The 15,532-nt window shown below is 68.9% G+C and carries 20 protein-coding genes; 1 reads left to right on the top strand and 19 read right to left on the bottom strand.

Annotated elements, in window-relative coordinates; translation table 11 throughout:
* Positions 1–262: 262 nt before the first annotated feature.
* Positions 263–496: a hypothetical protein gene (locus MRB58_RS21120; protein ID WP_244779053.1), complete on the bottom strand. Its 234-nt coding sequence runs from the start codon at positions 494–496 to the stop codon at positions 263–265.
* Between the two features lie 193 nt (positions 497–689).
* Positions 690–1,583, bottom strand: coding sequence for a flagellin (locus tag MRB58_RS21125; protein ID WP_244779054.1), 894 nt, complete (start codon positions 1,581–1,583; stop codon positions 690–692).
* A gap of 328 nt (positions 1,584–1,911) precedes the next feature.
* Between MRB58_RS21125 and MRB58_RS21130 the strand changes: the two genes are divergently transcribed.
* Complete coding sequence (locus MRB58_RS21130; RefSeq protein WP_244779055.1) at positions 1,912–2,676, top strand: SDR family NAD(P)-dependent oxidoreductase; 765 nt, start codon at positions 1,912–1,914, stop codon at positions 2,674–2,676.
* Positions 2,677–2,718: 42 nt separating this feature from the next.
* Here the strand turns inward: MRB58_RS21130 and fliP are convergent, their stop codons facing one another.
* The 17 genes from fliP to motA all read right to left on the bottom strand — a co-directional run bounded on the left by fliP (position 2,719) and on the right by motA (position 15,210).
* Positions 2,719–3,471, bottom strand: a complete 753-nt coding sequence (gene fliP / locus MRB58_RS21135; RefSeq protein WP_244779056.1) for a flagellar type III secretion system pore protein FliP — start codon at positions 3,469–3,471, stop codon at positions 2,719–2,721.
* A 16-nt stretch (positions 3,472–3,487) separates the two neighbouring features.
* Positions 3,488–3,997 carry a flagellar basal body-associated FliL family protein gene (locus MRB58_RS21140; RefSeq protein WP_244779057.1) on the bottom strand — a complete coding sequence of 170 codons (510 nt, stop codon included), beginning with the start codon at positions 3,995–3,997 and terminating at the stop codon, positions 3,488–3,490.
* The gene (locus tag MRB58_RS21145; protein WP_244779058.1) at positions 3,997–4,707 is read right to left on the bottom strand and encodes a flagellar basal body L-ring protein FlgH; all 711 of its coding nucleotides are present in this window, start codon (positions 4,705–4,707) and stop codon (positions 3,997–3,999) included. The genes MRB58_RS21140 and MRB58_RS21145 overlap by 1 nt, the downstream gene beginning before the upstream one ends.
* Positions 4,704–5,201 (bottom strand): MotE family protein, encoded by a 498-nt coding sequence (locus MRB58_RS21150; protein WP_244779059.1) that lies wholly within the window; start codon positions 5,199–5,201, stop codon positions 4,704–4,706. The genes MRB58_RS21145 and MRB58_RS21150 overlap by 4 nt, the downstream gene beginning before the upstream one ends.
* Positions 5,198–6,313: a flagellar basal body P-ring protein FlgI gene (gene flgI / locus MRB58_RS21155; protein ID WP_244779060.1), complete on the bottom strand. Its 1,116-nt coding sequence runs from the start codon at positions 6,311–6,313 to the stop codon at positions 5,198–5,200. The genes MRB58_RS21150 and flgI overlap by 4 nt, the downstream gene beginning before the upstream one ends.
* Complete coding sequence (gene flgA / locus MRB58_RS21160; protein WP_244779061.1) at positions 6,310–6,789, bottom strand: flagellar basal body P-ring formation chaperone FlgA; 480 nt, start codon at positions 6,787–6,789, stop codon at positions 6,310–6,312. Before flgA ends, flgI begins: the two co-directional genes overlap by 4 nt.
* Entirely contained in the window at positions 6,789–7,577 is a 789-nt protein-coding gene (flgG, locus tag MRB58_RS21165) for a flagellar basal-body rod protein FlgG (RefSeq protein WP_244779062.1), read from the bottom strand. The genes flgA and flgG overlap by 1 nt, the downstream gene beginning before the upstream one ends.
* 94 nt (positions 7,578–7,671) lie before the next feature.
* Positions 7,672–7,968 carry a flagellar hook-basal body complex protein FliE gene (locus tag MRB58_RS21170; protein ID WP_244779063.1) on the bottom strand — a complete coding sequence of 99 codons (297 nt, stop codon included), beginning with the start codon at positions 7,966–7,968 and terminating at the stop codon, positions 7,672–7,674.
* Entirely contained in the window at positions 7,965–8,396 is a 432-nt protein-coding gene (gene flgC / locus MRB58_RS21175) for a flagellar basal body rod protein FlgC (RefSeq protein WP_244779064.1), read from the bottom strand. Before flgC ends, MRB58_RS21170 begins: the two co-directional genes overlap by 4 nt.
* Positions 8,393–8,812 carry a flagellar basal body protein gene (locus MRB58_RS21180; RefSeq protein ID WP_244779065.1) on the bottom strand — a complete coding sequence of 140 codons (420 nt, stop codon included), beginning with the start codon at positions 8,810–8,812 and terminating at the stop codon, positions 8,393–8,395. The genes flgC and MRB58_RS21180 overlap by 4 nt, the downstream gene beginning before the upstream one ends.
* A 144-nt stretch (positions 8,813–8,956) precedes the next feature.
* Positions 8,957–9,562, bottom strand: a complete 606-nt coding sequence (locus MRB58_RS21185; RefSeq protein ID WP_244779066.1) for a sugar O-acetyltransferase — start codon at positions 9,560–9,562, stop codon at positions 8,957–8,959.
* 137 nt (positions 9,563–9,699) lie between these two features.
* Positions 9,700–10,794, bottom strand: a complete 1,095-nt coding sequence (gene flhB, locus MRB58_RS21190; RefSeq protein WP_244779067.1) for a flagellar biosynthesis protein FlhB — start codon at positions 10,792–10,794, stop codon at positions 9,700–9,702.
* Positions 10,795–10,919: 125 nt separating this feature from the next.
* On the bottom strand, positions 10,920–11,966 hold the full coding sequence (locus MRB58_RS21195) for a flagellar motor switch protein FliG (protein ID WP_244779068.1): 1,047 nt from the start codon (positions 11,964–11,966) through the stop codon (positions 10,920–10,922).
* A gap of 3 nt (positions 11,967–11,969) precedes the next feature.
* Positions 11,970–12,287 carry a flagellar motor switch protein FliN gene (gene fliN / locus MRB58_RS21200; protein WP_371747211.1) on the bottom strand — a complete coding sequence of 106 codons (318 nt, stop codon included), beginning with the start codon at positions 12,285–12,287 and terminating at the stop codon, positions 11,970–11,972.
* A 94-nt stretch (positions 12,288–12,381) separates the two neighbouring features.
* On the bottom strand, positions 12,382–13,401 hold the full coding sequence (locus MRB58_RS21205; RefSeq protein ID WP_244779070.1) for a hypothetical protein: 1,020 nt from the start codon (positions 13,399–13,401) through the stop codon (positions 12,382–12,384).
* Complete coding sequence (locus MRB58_RS21210; protein WP_244779071.1) at positions 13,382–14,305, bottom strand: flagellar motor switch protein FliM; 924 nt, start codon at positions 14,303–14,305, stop codon at positions 13,382–13,384. Before MRB58_RS21210 ends, MRB58_RS21205 begins: the two co-directional genes overlap by 20 nt.
* An 8-nt stretch (positions 14,306–14,313) precedes the next feature.
* Positions 14,314–15,210 (bottom strand): flagellar motor stator protein MotA, encoded by an 897-nt coding sequence (motA, locus tag MRB58_RS21215; RefSeq protein ID WP_244779072.1) that lies wholly within the window; start codon positions 15,208–15,210, stop codon positions 14,314–14,316.
* Positions 15,211–15,532 lie beyond the last annotated feature (322 nt).

Raw genomic sequence — 15,532 nt, forward strand, 5'->3', positions numbered from 1 at the left:
ACTCGATACATTGGAGGCTGACCGACGCACGATGGGCAGTGCGGCGGCGAGGGCAAAGCCGAACTCGGTACGAACCGACCCGCCGTCATGGCGCACCGGGGACAGATGCCGGGACCCACACGGCCCGGCTCCTACTACCAAACGCGAATCCCCTCGTTCGAGCCTGCCGCGGACCGCGAAAAACCGCCGATTCGCGTCGCTTTCAGTTTTCGCGTAGCGGCGCGCCCCCGCCGCGTCGCCGATTCCCCGGCCGGGCGCGAGGTCAGAACCGGTAGGAGCGCTCGGAGCGGTCGCACACCACCGCGTCGAACCCGTCGCGGGCCGCGGGCGTGGCGGAGTGCGGCTCGCCCACCGCGCCGGCCCAGCGGCCGAGAGCGCTGCGCATCGCCCGGAGCGCGCCCGCGCCGACATGGCGGCCGACGGTGTCGCGCTCCGGGCACGGCTCGTCGAGGCCGTCGTCGGCCGGGGACCAGGTGCAATCGTCGATCCGTGTCATGCGCGGTGCCTCCCGTCGGTTGCGCGGCTGGGGTGCCCCGCGGCGCGTCCCCACCGCCCTCGATCCACGAACTAGCGCGTCGCCCGGCGGCCGGCAGGCGAGGGGCCACGAATATCAGCTTCGCGAAAGCCTTCGCGCGGACACAAAAAAAGGGCCGCCCGAGGGCGACCCTTTCCTTCGAGTGTGAAGGATTTTAGCGGAAGAGGCCGAGAATCGACGCGCTCTGCGAGTTGGCGATCGACAGCGACTCGATGGCGAGCTGCTGCTGCGTCTGCAGGGCGCGAAGCTTCGTGGACTCTTGCTCCATGTTGGCGTCCACCAGATCGCCGATGGCGACCGTGCGGGCGTCGATCATGGAGTTCAGGTAGTTCTCGGCCGACTCGAGAGCCGACAGAGCAGCACCCGCTTCCTGAGCACCGGAGATCGCCGCGGCGATGGCTCCGTCCACAATGCCGAGATACGGGTCGATCGTCGCCGCGGCATTGGCGTCGGTCAGCGCGCTGATCGTGGTGCCGCTGAGCGAGTTGATCGTGGTCGCACCCGGGTTGAGGATACCGTTCGTGGTCGTGTCGTCGGTCAGGATGAACTTGTCCGTATCGACGGTGATCGATCCGAACGAGGTGGTCGCGGAGTGGTTGACCGAGGTCAGGTAGGTGATGTCGCTGTTCGTGGCCGGGTCTTCGGTGAACAGCGTCACACCGTCCATCGGTTCCGTCGCGGCGAGAGCGACGAGACGGCTGACGATGCCGTTGATCTCGCTCTGGATCGAGGTGCGGTCAGTGCCGGCCTGACGTGCCGTGGTGAGCAGCGTCTGGAGGTCCTGAAGTTCCGTCACCGTCGCTTCCATGGTCGCTTCGACGGTCCCCATCAGCGCCTTGCCGACACCGAGCGAGTCGCGCAGCGCCTCGTCGATGGCGTTCTCCGACCGCGCCGTGGTCGCAAGCTTCCAATAGGTCGCATTGTCGGCCGCGGAGTTCACGCGCAGGCCCGTCCCGATCCGCTCGTTGGTCTTCTCGAGCGAGGCGTTGACGGTCTGCAGGTTCCGAAGGGCGGAGATGGCACCGGCGTTGGTGAGAATGCTGGTCATTGTTTCGTCCTCTACGCAATACAAACTGAGGTGAAACATGCCGTACTGGCTCGCAGGGTGGACCTCATGTCATTGGCGGGCTTGACTGTTTGCGCCGCCAACCTGCGCACACCCACTGTATAGGCGAGCGACCTTTCTCGAAGCTGGGTAAATTTGGGATCGCGTAAAGCTATTTCTGTGTTGCGTTCGCCATGGGCGCACCGCGTGGCTCACGCAAGCGGCCGGGCGTCCCAGGCGGGGCGACCCTGCGTCCCGGGAACGCCAGCGCGCGGCCGGCGGTTGGCCCTGCGATCGGCGCCCGCCGCGGGCGCCACAGGAAGGAGCCAACATGACCCGTTTCCAAGGCAAGACCGTGATCGTCACCGGCGCCGGGTCCGGCATCGGCGCGGCGACGGTCGAGCGGTTCGCGAAGGAGGGCGCCAACGTCGTTCTCGTCGGCCGCACGGAACGCAAGCTGGAGAGCGTGCAGGCCGGCCTCGCCGGGGCGCCCTCGCTGGTCGTCGTCGCCGACATCTCCGACTGGGACGACGCGCAGCGCATGGTGAAGACGACGCTGGAGACCTTCGGCGCGGTCGACGTCCTGGTGAACAACGCCGGCGTCGCCACCATGGGCATGATCGACCAGATCGACATCGACGAGTACCGCAAGGCGATGGCGATCGACGTCGACGGTGTGTTCTACGCCACGCGCGCCGCCTGGGCCTCGCTCAAGGCCTCGAAGGGCAACGTGGTCAACACGTCGTCCGTCTCGGGCCTGGGCGGAGACTGGGGCATGTTCGCCTACAACGCGGCCAAGGGTGCGGTCTCCAACATGACGCGTGCGCTCGCCCTCGACGCCAGCCGCAGCGGCGTGCGCGTGAACGCCGTGGCACCCACGCTGACGATGACCGACATGGCCGACGACCTGCGCCGCGACAAGGAGAAGATGGGCAAGTTCGCCGAGCGCATCCCGCTGGGCCGCGGCGCGGAGCCGGCGGAAGTGGCGGCGGTGATCACCTTCCTGGCGTCGGCAGACGCCGGCTTCGTCAACGGTGTCGTCCTGCCCGTGGACGGCGGCCTGTCGGCCTCCAACGGCCAGCCGCCGCTGGGGTGAGTGCGGGGGCCGCGGGGCGCTGGTCCGACCCCGCGGCCCAGCCTACACGAAGGAGCGCACCAGCGAGCCGACGATGAGGTTCCACCCGTCGATCAGGACGAAGAACAGGATCTTGAACGGCAGCGCGATCACCGTGGGCGGCATCATCATCATGCCCATCGACATGATGAGCGTTGCGACGATGAGGTCGATCACCAGGAACGGCAGAAGCACCAGGAAGCCGATCTCGAAGCCGCGGCGCAGCTCGGAGATCATGAAGGCCGGCACCAGTGTGCGCAGCTCCGTCACCTTCTCAGATGTCGGCGACACGCCGGCGAGGTCGGCGAAGAGCTCCAGGTCGCGCGCGCGAACGTGTTGCAGCATGAACTCGCGAAACGGCTCGGTGACGCGGGTGTAGGCCTCCTCCTCGGAGATCTCGTTCTGCGTCAGCGGCTTGACGCCGTCCTCCCAGGCCCGGTCGAACACCGGACCCATGACGTAGAAGGTCATGAAGAGGGCCAGCGAGATGACCACCACGTTGGCCGGCGTCGTCTGCAGGCCGAGGCCGGTGCGCAGGAACGACAGCGCCACGATCATCCGCGTGAAACTCGTCACCATGATGAGGAGTCCGGGCGCCAGCGACAGGATCGTGATGAGCGCGACGAACTGGATGATGCGGCCCGAGGCCGAGCCGCCACCGGCCGGCAAGAGCTCCGACAGGTCGAGCTGCTGGGCGGCGGCGGCGCCGGCGACGAGGACGAGCGGGGTCGCCATCATGGCGGCGATAAGCACATGACGCGCAAGGCGGAAAGTCATTTTCCGGTACCAATCCTTATTGGAGGACCATGGTCTCGATCAGGAGTTCGTTGACCGTGCCGCTGGAGGCGGCGCGGACGCGCTCGTTGAGGTCGTCGCGCAGGTGGTTGTAGGCCGAGGCGCCGATCAGCTCGCCCAGCGACACCGTGCGCAGGAAGGCGATGAGGTCGGTGGAGAGCGTCGCCTTCATGCGCTCCACGTCCTCCACCGCGGCGACGTCGAACACCATCGCCGTTTCGAGGCGGATGCGCGCGCCGGGCGGCGAGGCGAGGTTGGTGATCATCGGCTGAAGCCGCGTCACCGTCGTCTCCTTGCTCCAGGCGAGGGCCGGCTTTTCGACCGGGGCCTCGTTGGCGCGCTTGGTGGCGACGGTGGCGATGGTGTCCACCTGCATCATTCCGAGGCCCGCGCCCGCGGCGCCGCCCATCAGCGTGACGACAACGGCGGCGAGGATCGTCCCCATCATGCCGCCTTTTTTCTTGCCGTCGTCAGTCGCCAGTTCATCTGCCGTGACGTCGTCTTCCATCAGAAGGGCACCACTCTGTCGTAGATCTGCTGACCCCAGTTGGGGGATTGGACCTCGCTCTGGCGGCCGCGGCCGCCGTAGGAGATGCGGGCCTCGGCAATGCGCTCGTAGTCCACGGTGTTGAGCCGGGTGACGTCGAGCGGGTTGACGATCCCGGCGACGGTCAGCTCGCGAAGCTCGTCGTTGACGCGGATCTCCTGGCTGCCGGAGATGAAGATGTTGCCGTTGGGCAGCACCTCCTTCACCACCACCGCCACCCGCAGGCGCAACTTCTCGGAACGGTCGATCGCGCCCGTGCCCTTGTAGTTGGACGTGGAGCCGACGCCGCCGATGAGGGCGGCCGAGGCCGACCCCTCCGGCCCGTCGAAGCCCTGGCCGGTCACGTCGAGGCCGAAGTCGAGGTCGGCGTCGGACTCGCGGGTGCGCTCGGATTCATTGTCGAACGAGGCGCGGTCGTCGAGCTGGATCACCACGGTGAGCGTGTCGCCCACGTTGCTGGCGCGCACGTCGGTCAGCAGCTCGCGCGTGCGCCGGCCGTAAAGCGAGGTCGGATCGCCCAGCCCCGCGACCTCGATCGCGCTGGACATCGGCACCCGCGTCGCCTCGAGGCCGGAGCCGACCGGGGTGAGCGGCGGCTTCACCATCGGCGTGCCGTCCGCGCACCCGGCGAGCGTGATCGCCGTGGCGCCGAAGAGGATGGCGCGTCTCACGATGGCATCCCCTCGATATCGTCGCGCGACAGGCCGGCCATGATCGCGGCGATGCGCGCGGCCTTGGCGGCCTCCATCTCGTTGAGGATGGCGCTGGCGGTGCGCGGCGAGACCTTGGCGATCACCGCCGCGGCCTGCAGCTCGTGCATTTCGGCGAGCTGGGCGGAGGCCGCGTCGGGCCGCATGCCGGCGTAGATCGCGACGAGGTTCTCCTCGGCGAGCTTGAGGAACTTCTCGCGGCGCGACAGCCAGCTCTCGTACTCCTGGCGCTTGGCCTCCAGCGCCTGGAGGCGGGCGTTCACCTGGTCCTCGGCCTCTTGCAGGCGGGCGAGCTTGCGGGCGAAGCGGGCGTCGCCGGCCTCGTCGGCGAGGTTGGTGCAGTAGGCGGCGGCGGCCGAGTCCTGCGCGCGCGCACCGGGGGCGGCGAAGGGGGTGGCGAGGAGGGCGATCGCCAGCGCCACCGCACTGGCTCCGTGGGTCAGGGGATGGGTCATTGGACGATCAGCTCCGCTTGAAGGGCGCCTGCGGTCTTGATGGTTTGAAGGATCGAGATGATGTCCGTCGGCTTGAGGCCGATGCGGTTGAGGCCGTGCACCAGCGTCTGGAGATCGGTGCCGTCGACGATGGCGATCTTGCCGCCTTCCTCTTCGGCCGAGACGAAGGTGTTGGGCTCGACCGCGGTCTCGCCGTAGGAGAACGGATCGGGCTGCACGACGGTCGGGCTCTCGGCGACGCGCAGGGTCAGGTTGCCGTGCGCGAGGGCGACGGTGGAGACCCGCACGTTGGCGCCGATGACGACGGTGCCGGTCGCCTGGTCGACGACCACGCGGGCCGGCGCGTCGGTCTGCACCGCGAGTTGGCCGATCTCGGCGAGGAAGCGCGTGGCGCCGACGCTGGCGGGCTTGTTGAGGACGACGGTCCGCAGGTCCCGCTCGGCGGCGATGCGCGCACCCCAGCGGCGCTGCGTGTACTCGTTGATGGCGTCGGCGATCTTGGCGGCGGTGCGATAATCGGGGTTGTTGAGCTCCAGCACCAGCTTGTCGATGCCGACGAGCGTGCCCGGAACCCGCCGCTCCACCAGCGCGCCGTTGGGCACGCGCCCGGCGGTGGCGACGCCTTGGGTCAGCTGCGCCGCCTCACCCTCGACGTTGACGCCGGAGGTCTGCACCTGGCCCTGCGCCACGGCGTAGACTTGGCCGTCGCCGCCCGTCAGCGGGGTGACGACGAGCGTGCCGCCGCGCAGCGACGTAGCGTCGCCGATCGAGGAGACCGCGACGTCGATCCGCGAGCCGACGCCGACGAAGGGCGGCAACGTGGCGGTGACGGTGACGGCGGCGACGTTCTGCGCGCGCAGCGGCACGCCGCGCACCGCGACTCCCATCCGGTCGAGCATGGATTTCAGCGCCTGCTCGGTGAAGGGGGCGTTGCGCAGCGTGTCGCCGGTCCCTTGCAGGCCGATGACGAGGCCGTAGCCGATCAGCTGGTTGTCGCGCACGCCCTGGACGGTGGTGATGTCCTTGATGCGCGAGCCGTCCGCGGCGCCGGGAGCGCCTGCGGTCAGCACGAGCGCCAGCACCGCGGCGAAGAGGGTGAGGAGGCGCGTCATGGGGCCGACACCTCGATCGCGCCGTCCATGCCGACCACGCCGGAGATGATCCGGTTGGAATCGAGGTTGCGGGCCCGCACGATATCGCCGGCGCCGCCGTCGTCCTGGGGCAGGACGGTGGTCGTGATGGTGAGGTTGCCCATGCGGAAACGCGCCTCGGTGGGCGTGCCGCGGAAGACCAGCTTGGCGCTCTGGAAAGCGTTGAGCGGGATGGGCTTGCCGGCACGCAGGGTGCGCCGCGCCTGCCGCCCGAGGGCGAGCGACGGGTCGGTCAGCACCGCCAGCGGGCGGTTGGGATCGAAGTAGAAGTGCTTTTCCGTCAGCATCTCCGGCGAGACGACCTCGCCGCGATTGATGGTGACGGCCGGCACCGGCAGCAGGCCGCCGGACTGGTCCGTGGCCGCCGCCGGCGTGAAGGCGAGGGCGAGCGCCAGCGCGGCGCCGCCGATCGGGAGAAGCGTCCGCGCGGCGATCATCAGCGAATGCCCTTGGCGACGGTGGAGGCCATCTCGTCGGCGGTCTGGATCACCTTGGAGTTCATTTCGTAGGCGCGCTGGGCCGAGATCAGTTCGGTGATCTCCTTCACCGCGTCCACGTTGGAGGCCTCGAGGTACCCCTGCTGCACCGCGCCGAAGCCGTCCTCGCCGGGGAAGCCGAGCGTCGGCTGGCCGGAGGCCGGCGTCTCGCGGAAGAGGTTGTCGCCCAGCGCGTAGAGGCCCGCGTCGTTGGCGAAGGTCGCCACGCTGATCTGCCCCAGCAGCTGCGGGTCGACCTGGTTGTGCAGGTGCGCGTAGACCTCGCCCGACTGGTTGATGATGACCTTGACCGTCTCCTGCGGCACGGTGATGCCGGGATCCACCTGGTAGCCGTCGAGGGTGATGATCTCGCCGTCGGGGCCGAGATTGAAGGAGCCGGCGCGGGTGTAGAGCGTCTCGCCGTCCGGGCCGGTGATCTGGAACCAGCCGCGGCCGTTGATGGCGACGTCGAGCGGGTTGCTGGTCTGCTTCAGCGAACCCTGTTCGTGCAGGTTGCGCACCGCGATGGTGCGCACGCCCAGGCCGATGCGCGCGCCTTCCGGCACCGGCAGCTCGCCGCCGCGGTTGGGTACGCCCTGGGCACGGTCGGTCTGGTAGAGCAGGTCGGCGAACTCGGCGCGCGAGCGCTTGAAGCCGGTCGTGTTGATGTTCGCCACGTTGTTGGCGATCACCTCGAGGTTCGTCTGCTGTGCGCTCATGCCGGTCGCGGCGATGGCGAGAGCCTTCATGGCGGCGCTCCTTCAAATGCGTGGCGAATGGGGGAATGGGCCGCCGGGCGGTCCCGGCGGATCCTGGCTGCGAAATCGAGGCGCGCCGGGCGGCCTAGATCTGCATCCGAGCGATTTCCTGGTAGGCGGAGACCACGCGGTCGCGCACGGCCACCGCCGCCCGCAGGTGCTCCTCGGCCGACATCAGCGACTGGACGACCTCCTGCACGGAGCTGTCGCCGCTGACACCGGAGATCGCCGCCGCCTCGCCGGCGCGCATCGCGTCGCGCGCGTTGGTGGCGATCTTGGCGAACATCGATTCGAAGCTGTCGCCGACGGTGGCGCCGCCGCCGGTCGGATCGATCGGGCGGACGCCGGTTTCGGCGCCGCCGATGGGGGAGACGTTCATCATGAGCCGCTCCTCAGGAGGTCAATGGTCTGGTTGATCATCGAGCGGGCACGCTTCATCATCTGGAGGTTGGCCTCGTAGGAGAGGTTGGCCTCGCGCATGTCCGCCATCTCGGTCAGAAGGTTCACGTTCGGCCGCTTGACGTTGCCGTCCGCGTCCGCCGCCGGGTGGTTGGGGTCGTGCTCCAGGACGAAGGGGGCATCGTCCAGCGCGGTCTTCTTCACCCGGACCGACAGCGCGCCGATGTCGCGGTCGAGCTCGGCGCCGAAGACGATCGTCTTGCGCTGGTAGGGGTCCGCCCCCGGCGTGGCGCCGGTGGATTGCACGTTGGCGATGTTTTCCGACACGACGCGCAGCCGGTATGACTGCGCTTCGAGGCCGGCGCCCGACAGGCGGGACACCATGGCCAGCGGATCGGCACCGCCCGTCATCGGAAGCTCACCGAGGTGAGCAGCATGCGATGGAACGTGCCCATCACCTGCAACGAGAGCTGATGGTCGCGGGCGGTCTCGTCCGCCATCATCAGCTGCTCGTCCAACGAGACGTTGTTGGCCGAGTGTTTCATGTCCCACCCGTCCTGGCGGGAGAGGTCGCCGGCGCTGAGGCGGGTCGGCGAGATGGTCATGTGATCGCGACGCGTCGCAGCCATCTGAAGCTGCGTCTTGTCGCTCTTGGCGACGAAGGAGTCGATGTCGCGCGCCTTGTAGCCGGGGGTGTTCGAGTTCGCGATATTGCCAGCGATCGCGGCCTGCCGGACGGTGGCCCAGTTGGCTTTGCGGCTGGCGAGGTCCATCACGTACAGCGGCCCAATCGCCGCGGATGCTTGGGGGATGGCTCCAACGGTCATGGTCGGATTCGGGGCTCCGTTCATCAAGGAACGGGGGCACCGTACGGATAGCTGCTTGTGCGGGGCTGGATGGGCGCTAGCAGCTATGCCGCGATCGGCGGAAATCACGGCGTCGCCGGCGGCCGGCCGCGGGCCGGCCCGCGGTCAGAGCGGGCGGATCACCCGGCAGGGGCTGCCCGCGGCCAGCACGCCGGGCGGCAGATCTTTCGTCACCACGCTGCCGGCGGCGACGACGGTGTTCTCGCCGATCGTCACGCCCGGGCACACCACCACGCGCCCGCCCAGCCAGGCGCCGTCGCCGATGGTGATCGGCCGTGCCAATTCCAGGCCGGAGCGGCGGGTCGCCGCGTCCAGCGGGTGCGTCGCGGTGTAGAGGTGGACGCCCGGCGCGATCTGCACCTCGGTGCCGATGGTGATCCACGCGCAGTCGAGAAAGACGCAATCGTAATTGACGAAGGTTGCGGGGCCGATCGCGATGTGGACGCCGTAGTCGCAGCGGAAGCTGGGCCGCACCACCGCCCCCGCGCCGAGCCGGCCGAGGAGCCGCGACAACACGGCCGTCAGCGCGGGCGTATCGTCGGCGCGGATGCCGTTGAACGTCGTGACCAGGCCCTGCGCCGCGGCGTAGAGCGCCGACAGCTCGGGGTCGCTGGCGAGGTAGGGCGCGCCCGCCAGCATCTTCTCCCGCTCGCTCGACGGTGCGGCAGAGGGCGAGGGCTCGGCTCGTGGGTCGCGTGGAGGCATCGTCATGGGCGGGGAGGGGCCTGCGGGGGATCATCCTAGCGCAGGCGCGGGCGCAGCTCCAGGGAGCGCGCGCATGGGTGCGGCGAGGCGGGGGCGCGCTGGGGCTCCGGACCTGCAAGCGAGCGCGGACGCGCCGGCATGCATCAGAAGGCCGGCCGGGCGGCGGCGGCGGCGTCGCCGTCCTTGGAGTAGATGTAGTAGAGAACCTGGGCGACGGCGCGGTAGAAGTCCTCGGGGATGAACCGGTCCACCTCCACCGCATAGTAGAGCGCGCGGGCGAGCGGCGGGTTCTCCACCACCGGGACCTCCGCCCCCTCCGCCAGCTCGCGGATCTTCAGCGCCACCGCGTCGACCCCCTTGGCCACCACCTTCGGTGCCCCGCCGGCCGCCCGCTGGTATGCGAGGGCGACGGCATAGTGCGTCGGGTTGGCGATGACGACGGTCGACTGCGGCACCGCGGTCAGCATCCGCCGGCGCGAGCGGTCCTTCTGCGCCGAGCGCATGCGCGCCTTGAGGATCGGATCGCCCTCCGACTGCTTCAGCTCGTCCTTCACCTCGCGGCGCGTCATCTTCAGGTCGCGCCGCCACTTCATGCGCGTCCAGGTGAGGTCGGCGGCCACCAGGATGATCGTCGCCGCGCAGATGGTGGACAGGAGGCGGATCGAGATCGACAGGATCTGCGAGGGCAGCAGCGTGGGGTCCACGAACACGGCGCGGATCACCATCGGCACCTCGCTGCGCAGGAGCAGGAAGGCGATGCTGCCGATCATCGCGAACTTGAACAGAGAGCGGAGGAATTCCACGACGCTCTGGCTCCCGAAGATGCGCTTCGCCCCGGATTTGATGGAGATGCGCTCCAGCTTCGGCCGGACGCGCTCGCCCACAATGCGTGGCGAGGATTGGGCAAACCCTGCCGCGAGTCCGAAGACGGCGAGGAGCGTGACGATCGGCAGCACGAAGATCGCCGCCGACCGGTAGACGTCGAGGAAGAGCGCGGTGACGTCCGCGCCCTGGCCCAGGTCGTAGCTGGCGGCGTTGTCCATCAGGCGCGACATCGCCGCCATCAGATCGCGCGTCTGGTCGCTCACCATGACGCCGAGCACGGTGAGGATGCCGAGGAGCGAGGCGAAGGCCGGCGCCTCCTTGGAGAACGGCGTCTGCCCCTTCTTGAGCGAGTCCTCGATCTTCTTCGGGGTCGCGTCTTCTGTCTTTTCGGAGCTGTCGGGTTGGTCCGCCATTCGCCCTCTCCCGGCCGGGCAGAGCGCGCCGCCGGTCATCGGCGGAACACCCTGCGAGGTGGTGTGCGCTACACATGCGGCCGTTCATCGACCGCACCCGGCGGGGTGGCCGGGCCGGAGGGGGCCTACTGCAACAGGCCCCCGTCCTCGTCCCCGGTGGACAGGTCGATCTCGCCACGCTGACCCATCGCGAGGGCGAGGTCGGTGATCTTGCGCCGCGCCTCGTTGACCTCGCGCCCGGTCGCCGCCTCGCCGGAGGCCAGCTCCTGCTCGACCATGCGCCGCGTCCGTGCCGCGAGGCAGGACAGCACCTGGCTGCGGAACTGCGCATCCGTCCCCTTGAGCGCCATGACGAGGTCCGTGTTGTCGATGTTGTCGAACAACGTGGTGAGCGCCTTGGGGGCCAGCTTGATGATGTCGTCGAACGTGAAGAGCAGCGAACGCAGGATCTCGGCGGACTTGGGGTGCGTGTTGCCCAGCCCGTCGAGCAGGGCCTCCATGTGTTCGCGGTCCATCTTGTTGATGATGTCGGCCATCCTGGCATGGCTGTCGCCCCCGCCCGAGAGCGAGAGGTTGACCATGAAGTCCTCGTAGAGGGCCTTCTCCACCAGCTTCAGCGCATCCTCGACGACGGCTTTGGTGGTCAGCATGCGCCGGGCGACCGAATCGCGCAGCTCCTTGGGGAACTCGCTCATCACCTTCGCGGCGGTGGGCGGGGCGAGCTTGGTGAGGATGAGCGCGGCGGTCTGCGGGTGCTCGTTGAGGAGGTAGGGCACCAGCGAGCCTTCCGAGAGGCCGCTCATCTTGTCCCAGATGGATTGGTTTACCCGCCCTTCCATCTCCGAGATGATGTCCTGGATCTGCTCGGGCGGCAGGATCCCCTCCAGCATCTTCTGCACCATCGACGAATCGCCGACGATATTGGTGCCGATGCCGAACTGGGTCAGGAACTCCTCGACGAGCTGCTCGATCTGGTGGACCGGGACCGGTCGCAGCTCGGCCATCGCATGGGTCACCGTGCGAAGCTCCGACGGCTCGAGGTGTTTCATCACCTCGCCGGCCGCCTGCTGACCCATGGTCATGAGAACGGTGGCCACCTTCTCGACATTGGACAGCGGCCGCATGGGGAGCGCGGGCGCTTGTGCGGTGGCAGCGGCGGCGGCGGCGGGCATCGGTTACCCCTCGCCGCCGGCCGGGCCGACAATCTCGGTGAGCGACACGCCGAAGCGCGAGGAGTCGTCGTCCACCACCACCACTTCGCCGCGGGCGATGACGCGGCCGTTGACGACGATGTCGACCGGCTCGCCGACCCGGTGGTCGAGCGCGACGACCTGGCCACGGCCGAGCTTCATCAAGTTGGCGACCGGCATGGTGGCCGAACCCAGCACGACCTGCATGTTCACCGGGATGCGCAGGATGGTGTCGATCGAGGGTTCAGAGGAGCCGTTGGCGGCCGGATTGGGGGGCGTGGGAGTGCTCTCGCCGTCAGACATCATTGTCCTCATTGCAGGAAAACATGGCGTGTGAGGGCTCTGTCAGCGAGCCCTCCATGAGATCGGTTCGGGGGCCGGGGCGGCGCCGGCTCGCTCAGGCGGAGCGCTGCGCCGCCGCGGTGGCGAGTTCCGACCAGGTGTACTGACGCCCGTTCATCGCGGCCATCGCGGCCTCGAATTCGGCGCTGTGCTCCTGGGTCTCGTCCCCGGCAGGGGATGCGGCGAGGCCTTCGCGGTCCTTGACCAGCATCATGATCGGGCCGTTCGGCTTGGGCCGCTCTGCGGCACGCGCGGCGCCGCCGCTGCCGGCCGCGGCCGTGGCCGTGGTGGTGGCCGGGCGGCTCGCCTCGGTCTTGGCCAGGCTGGCGCGCACGGCCTTGGCGGCCGGCAGTGGCACCGCGCTGGCCGATCCGGCCTTGGGGCGGGAGGCCAGAGCCGTTTCGGCATGGCTCGGCGCTGGACGGGGCGCACGGGTGACCGCCTGTGGCGCGGGATCCGCCGGCTTGGGCGCCCCGGTGGCAGCGGCGTTGGTGGGCGCCGCGGCCGCGGCCGTGCCGAGTTCGTGGTGCGGGCGCGGGGCGCGGGGCGCGACGGGGGCGGCGGCCTGGGCCTCCACCGCCTTCTGCCGGGCGGCGGCGATCCGGGCCCGCGCCGCGTCGCGGATGCGGATGGCGGCCGGGACGGTGCGGCGCGCGTCGGCGGACACCTCGTCCTCCTCGTCGACGACGAGGTCGGCCGGGGCGGGCGCGACGTCTGCCACAGGGGCGGCGGCAGCCGGCGCGGGGATCGGGGCCGGCGGGTGGCTGCGCTCGAACTCCGCGATCTCGACGTAGGTCTCGCGGGTCCGCAGCGTCGCCGCGTCGATCTCGTTCATCACCACGCGGGCCTCGTTGAGGCGGTCGACCAGGGTGATGGCCATCTGCCCGCCTTCGTCGGAGAGTTTGCTCATGGCTTCGCGGGCGCGGTCCAGGGCCTCGGAGGAGCGGGCGAACTCTTTCGCCGCCGCGTTCTGCAAGGCATCGAACCGCTGGAGGCGGCGGTACATCAGGAGCACGGCACCGGTGGTTCCGGCCAGTGCTGCAAGGAGGATGACGTCAACTATTGAGGAGATCACCGATAAACTCCTGTTCCGGATCGAATACATCTTCGACGCGCAGTTTGTAGACACCGTCCGCCTGTCCCAGCTGACACCAGAACAGGGCCTGTTGGTTGGCCTCTAGCTTCACCGGCGACTTGGGCGTCGCGGACAGCTGGATGAGATCGCCGGGTTTGAGCTGGGTGATCTCGCCGAGCGTGATGCTCTGCTCGTCGAGGATCGCGCGCAGCCTCACGTCGGCGCGGGTGACGCCGGCGCGCATCTGGCGCACCCAGTCCGGGTCGCGCGTGCCGCCGACCTCGGTGGCGGCCGAGCCGAGCGAGCGGCGCACCATCTGCAAGCCCGCATAGGGCAGGATGATGAACATCTCGCCGCCGCGGTTGATCGCCTGCACCAGGAACTTGGCGGCGGCGGCCTGCGCGGTGCGCCGGCCGATCACGGCGAAGTGCATGCGCGTTTCCAGCCGCTCCACCCGGAAGGTCGCCTTGGTGACCACCGAGAAGGACTGGGTGAGCACGTCGCACACCAGCTCGGCGAGTTTGGCGCACACCTTCATCTCGATGTTGGAGAAGGTGCGGCCGTCTTCCTCGGGCATCTCCTGCCCGTCGGCGCCGAACATCACTTCGGCGATCGTGAAGATGAAGTCGCGGTCGAAACCGAGCACCACCTCCGAGTCCCACTCCGGAACCTCGAGGATCGCGGTGACCGCGTTCGCCTCGTAGGGCTCCAGGATCTCGCCGATGCGTCCCTGCTCGAGATCGAGCACGGAGAAGTAGCAGGGCGAGGCGGCGACGGCGCGCATCTGCTCGGCGCAGGAATTGGCGACCCGGTCGAAGATGACCGGTAGCATCGGGAGCCGATCGAGCTGGATGCCGGCGGCATCGAGCAGGCGGTCGGACACCTCGGTGGACACGTTGCTCATGGTTGCCCTCACGCGGCCTTGTCAGTGGCGCGGCGACCTTCGTCGTTGGCCGGACCGTTGCCGAGTGCCTCGGATTCCACCTCGTCGATGGTCGGGCGGGACGAGGTCTCGATGGTCTTGCGGCCGTGCTCCAGGGCGATCTGCGGCATGGCGCCGTTGATGTAGGCCAGCAGCGCCTGCTTGGTGATGAGGTACGGCTTCATCTGCTTCTCGGCGATGGTTTTGATCTTCGAGGACATCGGCGCGAAGAACGCGTACGACGACAGGATGCCCAGGAAGGTGCCGACGAGCGCCGAGGCGATCAGCCCGCCCAGGATCTCCGGCGATTGGTCGATCGCCCCCATCGCCTTCACGATGCCGAGCACCGCGGCGACGATGCCGATCGCCGGGAGCGCGTCGGCGATCTCGCCCAGCGCCAGCGCCGGCTTCTGCTTGTCCTTGCGGATCGTGGCGATCTCCTGATCCATCAGCGCCTCGATCTCGAAGCCGCGGGCGTTGCCGATGAGTATCAGCCGCACGTAGTCGCAGATGAAGTTGAGGAGCATCTTGTCCTTGAGGATGGCCGGGAACTTCTTGAAGAGCTCCGACTCCTCCGGATTGTCGACGTGTGCCTCGACTTCGTTGCGGGGCTTGGCCTTCAGGTCGCGCATCAGCGCGAACAGGCAGCCCAGCAATTCCAGGAGTTCCTTGCGCTTGGGCGCCTTGCCGGAGGACGCCTGCACGATCGCCGAGCCGGTCTTTTTGATCATCGGCGCGGGGTTGGCGATGATGAAGATACCAGCGGCGAGACCGAAGATGATGAGCACCTCGAACGGCTGCCATAGCACGTCGACGTGGCCGCCCATCGCCATGAAGCCACCCAGCATCGATCCGATGCCGATGACGAGACCCAGTATGACTGCCAAGAGTTCATCTCCCGTGGTTGCACGCTAAAGGCGTATGCCTGTTATCTGGCGCGAGGCTGGGAGATCGGCTGTTCGCCGCAGGCGGCGGGCCGATTTTTCGTGCGTCCGACGCCGGCTCGGGAGGGGAGGCACTTGCATCGGTTGCGGATCGTGGTTCCGGTGCGCCGGCACGGTGCGCGGCGGCGTCGATCCGGGTGGCGGCGCGGCTCGTCGCCCGGATCGATCGGAGCCGGGGCGATGGCCGCGGGCGGCGCGCTCCGGCGGGGGCACCCCGCGAGGTGCCACAAAGGGGGGCGAGACGGGTCCGCGACGGCGGATCGGC

It is taken from the genome of Acuticoccus sp. I52.16.1, from assembly GCF_022865125.1.
Lineage (GTDB): Bacteria > Pseudomonadota > Alphaproteobacteria > Rhizobiales > Amorphaceae > Acuticoccus.